Source organism: Streptomyces sp. NPDC057137, assembly GCF_042670825.1.
Taxonomy (GTDB): Bacteria; Actinomycetota; Actinomycetes; order Streptomycetales; family Streptomycetaceae; genus Streptomyces.
This window is the reverse complement of sequence record NZ_JBHUUW010000101.1, coordinates 1-5,782: the sequence shown is the minus strand read 5'-3', so window position 1 is coordinate 5,782 and position 5,782 is coordinate 1. Positions and strand designations below refer to the sequence as shown.

At 69.0% G+C, this 5,782-nt stretch carries 4 protein-coding genes; all 4 read left to right on the top strand.

Annotation, left to right across the window (positions count from 1 at the left end):
* The first annotated feature begins 155 nt into the window (after positions 1-155).
* The 4 genes from ACFT9I_RS38075 to ACFT9I_RS38060 all read left to right on the top strand — a co-directional run bounded on the left by ACFT9I_RS38075 (position 156) and on the right by ACFT9I_RS38060 (position 5,675).
* On the top strand, positions 156-1,115 hold the full coding sequence (locus ACFT9I_RS38075; RefSeq protein WP_382572126.1) for a carbohydrate ABC transporter permease: 960 nt from the start codon (positions 156-158) through the stop codon (positions 1,113-1,115).
* A 15-nt stretch (positions 1,116-1,130) separates the two neighbouring features.
* Entirely contained in the window at positions 1,131-2,060 is a 930-nt protein-coding gene (locus ACFT9I_RS38070) for a carbohydrate ABC transporter permease (RefSeq protein ID WP_382572125.1), read from the top strand.
* Positions 2,061-2,181: 121 nt separating this feature from the next.
* Positions 2,182-3,813 carry a glycoside hydrolase family 13 protein gene (locus tag ACFT9I_RS38065; RefSeq protein WP_382572123.1) on the top strand — a complete coding sequence of 544 codons (1,632 nt, stop codon included), beginning with the start codon at positions 2,182-2,184 and terminating at the stop codon, positions 3,811-3,813.
* A 95-nt stretch (positions 3,814-3,908) separates the two neighbouring features.
* Positions 3,909-5,675 (top strand): glycosyl hydrolase family 28-related protein, encoded by a 1,767-nt coding sequence (locus ACFT9I_RS38060; protein WP_382572122.1) that lies wholly within the window; start codon positions 3,909-3,911, stop codon positions 5,673-5,675.
* The last annotated feature ends 107 nt before the right edge of the window (positions 5,676-5,782 follow it).

Sequence of the window (5,782 nt, the reverse complement as noted above, 5' to 3'; positions counted from 1 at the left end):
TGGGGGCTACTATTTTGGGGCGGGGGGGGCGGGGGCCGCGGGCCCCGGCCCCCCCCGACGGGCCCGGCCCCCGACCGGGGGCCGGATCAGCCCCGTACCGCCGTTCCGTCCGTCTGCGAGTCACCGAGTCTGCGCACCGGCACCGAGGAGAGACCATGTCGGCCCCCACCCTGTCCAAGAGCAAGGCGACCCCGCCGCGCCACGGACGCCCCGGCTCCACCCGGACGGACTCCGCCCGCGAGGAGTTCGTACGGTCCGTGCGCCGCAATCTCTCGGCGCACGGGTTCCTGATCGGAGCCGTACTCTGCTTCTCGTTCTTCTCCTGGTATCCGATGGTCAGGGAATTCATCCTGGCCTTCCAGAAGAACGAGAACGGAAAGACCACCTGGGCCGGCTGGTCCAACCTCACGTACATCTTCAACGACCCGGCCTTCTGGCAGGCGTGGCGCAACACACTCCTCTTCACCGGCCTCGCGCTGCTGCTGGGATTCATCGTCCCGTTCCTCATCGCCGTCGTGCTCAACGAATTCCGGCACGGGCAGGGATATCTGCGCCTTCTCGTCTATCTCCCGGTGATGCTTCCGCCGGTCGCCTCCGTCCTGCTGTTCAAGTACTTCTACGACCCCGGATACGGCCTGTTCAACCGCATCCTGGAAGTCTTCGGACTACCCGCCCAGCAGTGGCTCCAGGACACCGACACGGCCATGCTCTCCGTGGTCATCGCCGCGACCTGGATGAACATGGGTGGCGCCACCCTGATCTATCTCGCCGCGCTCCAGGGAATTCCCGGTGAGCTGTACGAGGCGGCCGAACTCGACGGCGCGGGAGTCTTCCGCAAGATCTGGCACGTCACCATCCCGCAGACCAAGCTCATTCTCTCGCTGATGCTGCTCATGCAGATCATCGCGACGATGCAGGTATTCACCGAACCGTTCCTGCTCACCAACGGGGCCGGTCCTGAAGGGTCGACGACGACGGTCGTCTATCTCATCTACCAGTACGCGTTCAACTTCAACAACTACGGCAGTGCGGCGGCACTCGGACTCGTCCTGCTCGTACTCCTCGCGGGCTTCTCCGCGGTGTACGTGCGACTCAGCCGCAGCAGCGAAGACTAGGAGGGGAGAGAAGGCATGACAGCGAACAGGCTCATACCCCGGCGCAAGCGAGCCGCCACCGTCGAAGTCGCCCGCCCGCGGACCCTGATCTCACCGGCCCAACTGGGCAGATCCCGTGGCAGGGCGGTCTACTGGATCGTCTTCGCCCTGGTGGTCCTCGTCTTCACCCTGGTCTTCCTCGGGCCGCTCTACTGGATGTTCACCGGCGGTCTCAAGACCACCCAGGAAGTGGTGCAGAGCCCGCCGACGATCTTCCCCACCTCCGTACACCCGGAGAACTACGAGCAGGCGTGGAAGGTCATGGACCTGGCCAAGCTGCTCTTCAACACGCTGTACTACGCGTTCGGCGCGCTCGCCTTCCAGCTGATCTTCGACGTGGCCGCCGCCTACTCGCTCTCCAAGCTGCGGCCCATCTTCGGCAAGGCCATCCTCGGCCTGATGCTGATGACGCTGATGATCCCGGCGACCGTCCTCGTCGTACCCCAGTACCTGACCGTGCTGGACGTGCCGATCTTCGAACGGAACCTGCTCAACTCGCCCTGGGCGATCTGGCTGCCGTCCGTCACCAACGCGTTCAACATCTTCCTGCTCAAGAGATTCTTCGACTCGATCCCACGGGAGCTGCTGGACGCGGCGGCCATCGACGGGGCATCGGCGATGCGCACCCTGAGATCCGTGGTGCTGCCGATCTCCCGGCCGATCCTCGGAGTCGTGTCGATCTTCGCGGTCGTGGGCGTCTGGAAGGACTTCCTCTGGCCGATGCTGACCCTGCCCGATCCGAGCAAACAGACCCTGAACGTGGGCATCTACTCGCTCGCGAGCGGTGTACCGGAGAACGTCCTGATCGCCGCGCTCACCATCGCGTCCGTCCCGACGCTGCTCATCTTCCTGCTCTTCCAGCGCAACATCATGAGCGGTCTGACCGCGGGCGGCCTCAAGGGCTGATCGTCCTCTCCGCTCCGTCCGACCTACTCCCCACCAGCGCTCCGCCGCCGGCCCACCCATCCAGCGCCCCGTCGACCGGGGGGCGGCGGCGGAGTCCCCACCTGCCCGAAAGGACCGTCACGTGGCAGCCATCCAGCCGGCCGAGGCCACCGTCGAATGGTGGCGCGACGCCGCCATCTACCAGGTCTATGTACGCAGCTTCGCCGACGGCGACGGTGACGGCACCGGAGATCTCGCCGGCGTGCGGTCCAGGCTGCCGTATCTCGTGGAACTGGGCGTGGACGCACTGTGGTTCACCCCCTGGTATCTCTCGCCGCTCGCCGACGGCGGTTACGACGTGGCCGACTACCGGACCATCGACCCGGCCTTCGGCACCCTCGCCGAGGCCGAGAAACTGATCGCCGAGGCCCGTGAGCTGGGCATCCGCACGATCATCGACGTCGTGCCCAACCACGTCTCCGACCAGCACGTCTGGTTCAAGGCGGCACTGGCGGCCGGACCGGGCAGCCCCGAGCGCGAGCTGTTCCACTTCCGCCAGGGGCGCGGAGCCAACGGCGAACTGCCCCCGAACAACTGGGTGTCCGAGTTCGGCGGTGTCCCCTGGACCCGGCTGGACGACGGCGACTGGTATCTCCATCTGTTCGCCACCGGACAGCCCGACCTCAACTGGGCCCACCCGGCGGTCCGCCGCGAGCACGAGGACGTGCTGCGCTTCTGGTTCGACCGGGGCGTGGCCGGCGTACGGATCGACTCGGCCGTCCTGCCCGCCAAGGACCCCGGCCTGCCCGACTTCACGCCCGGCGTCGACCCCCACCCCTTCGTGGACCGCGACGAACTCCACGACATCTACCGCTCCTGGCGCGCCATCGCCGACGAGTACGGCGGCATCTTCGTCGGCGAGGTCTGGCTCCCCGACGCCGAGCGCTTCGCCCGCTATCTGCGCCCCGACGAGCTGCACACCGCCTTCAACCTCAGCTTCATGTCGTGCCCGTGGGACGCGGACCTGATGCGGACCGCCGTCGACGACACGCTCGCCGAGCACGCGCCGGTCGGCGCCCCGGCCACCTGGGTGCTCTGCAACCACGACGTCACCCGCACCGTGACCCGCTACGGGCGCGAGGACACCCGCTTCGACTTCTCGGCCAAGGCGTTCGGCACCCCGACGGACCTGGAGCTGGGCACCAGACGGGCCCGCGCCGCCGCGCTGCTCTCGCTGGCGCTCCCCGGAGCCGTGTACGTCTACCAGGGCGAGGAGTTGGGCCTGCCCGAGGCCGACATCCCGCGTGACCGCATCGAGGACCCGATGCACTTCCGGTCCGGCGGTACGGATCCGGGCCGGGACGGGTGCCGCGTACCGCTGCCCTGGACGGCCGACGCGCCGTACGCCGGCTTCGGGGGAGACACCGAGCCATGGCTGCCGCAGCCGGAGTCCTGGGCGAAGTACGCCGCGGATCTTCAGGTGGGCGACCCGCACTCGATGCTCAGCCTCTACCGGGACGCCCTGCGGCTGCGCCGTACGGAGCCGGGATTCGCCGTCCGGGCGTCCGGGGACAGCGCCGAGGCCGCGCTGACCTGGCTGTCCTCCGGACCCGGTGTCCTCGCCTTCAGCCGTACCGACGGCCTGATCTGTGTCGTCAACCTCGCCGGGCCCCCCACGGAACTGCCCGGCCACACCAGCGTTCTGCTCACCAGCGGCCCCCTGGACGACGAGGGGAGGCTGCCGCAGGACACCGCGGCCTGGCTGCGGAGCTGACTCCGCGGCCGAACCGCCCGCCCCGTCACGGGGCGGGCGGGAGGCGTAGGCCCCCTGACATCCCTCCGCCCCACAGGAAGGTGCAGGACCCGCACATGAATCTGCATGTCAGGAACATGACCATAGGGCGCGCGATGCTCTCGATCGCCACCGCCGTGGCCGTCGCCGCCACCGGGCTCGCCCTCGTCGCCCCCACAGCGACGGCCGAGCCGGTAGACGTCCCCGCTCCCAAGGCGGCCGGCGCGGCCCTCCCGTTCACCTCCGTCGAGGCGGAGAGCGCCACCACGAACGGATCGACCGTCGGCCCCGACCACACCCAGGGCACGCTCGCCTCGGAGTCCTCCGGCCGGCGCGCGGTCCAGCTGGCGGCGGGCCAGAGCGTGGAGTTCACGCTCCCCGTCGCGGCGAACGCGGTCAACCTCGCGTACAGCGTCCCCGACGGCCAGTCCGGCAGCCTGGCCGTGTACATCGACGGCGAGAAGACCGACACGACGCTCGCCGTCACGTCCAAGTACTCCTACGTCGACACCCCCTGGATCGCCGGCGCCAAGACGCACCACCTGCTCGACAACACCCGCGCGCTGCTCGGCCGGGACGTGCCCGCGGGCGGCAAGGTGAAGTTCGAGGCGAGCGTCCCGACCACGATCGACGTCGCCGACTTCGAACAGGTCGCCGGGCCCGCCGGAGCCCCGTCCGGCGCGGTCTCGGTCGTCGACAAGGGCGCCGACCCGAGCGGGCAGGGGGACTCCACCCAGGCGTTCCGCGAGGCCATCGCCGCCGCGAAGGGCGGCGTCGTCTGGATCCCGCCGGGCGAGTTCAAGCTGACGCAGTCGCTCAGCGGCGTCGACGACGTCGAGCTACGGGGCGCGGGCAACTGGCACTCCGTGGTGCGCAGTTCGCGGTTCATCGACCAGTCGAGCGCTCCGACCGGCAACGTGGGGCTGCACGACTTCGCCGTCATCGGCGAGGTCACCGAGCGCGTCGACAGCAACCCGGACAACTTCGTCAACGGCTCGCTCGGCCCGAACTCCGGCGTCTCCGGGATGTGGCTCCAGCACCTCAAGGTCGGCCTCTGGCTGACCGGGAACAACGACAACCTCGTCGTGGAGAAGAACCGCATCCTCGACATGACGGCCGACGGGCTCAATCTGAACGGCACCGCCAAGGGTGTGCAGGTGCGGGAGAACTTCCTGCGCAACACCGGCGACGACTCGCTCGCCATGTGGTCGCTCAACACCACCAACAGCTCCAGCACCTTCGCCAACAACACCATCTCGCAGCCCAACCTGGCGAACGGCATCGCGATCTACGGCGGCCGCGACATCACCGTCAAGGACAATCTGGTTCTCGACACCAACGCCCTGGGCAGCGGTATCGCGATCTCCAACCAGAAGTTCATGGACCCGTTCTTCCCGCTGGCCGGCACCATCACGGTCTCGGGGAACACCCTCGTACGCACCGGCGCGATGAACCCCAACTGGCAGCACCCCATGGGCGCGCTCCGGGTCGACTCGTACGACAGCGCCATCGAGGCGAACGTCAACATCACCGGCACCACCGTCACCGACAGCCCCTACAGCGCCTTCGAGTTCGTCTCCGGCGGCGGGACGGGCAAGGCCGTCCGCAACGTGACCGTCGACGGCGCGACGGTCGACGGCGTCGGGACGGTCGTGGTCCAGGCCGAGACACCCGGCGCGGTCACCTTCAGCGACGTCAAGGCGACGGACGTGGGGGTCGCCGGTACGTACAACTGCCCGTACCCGGCGGGCAGCGGCACCTTCGAGATCACCGACGGCGGCGGCAACTCCGGCTGGGACACGGCCTGGGACGACTGCGCGACCTGGCCCGAGCCGGCCGAGTAGGGCCCGCCCGAGCCGGCGGAGTGGTGCGGGGGACGCGGGACGCTCCCCAGCCCCTCCGCCGAGGTGCGCCTGCCCGCTCCTATCCTGGAGCGGGCCGGCGCCCCCGG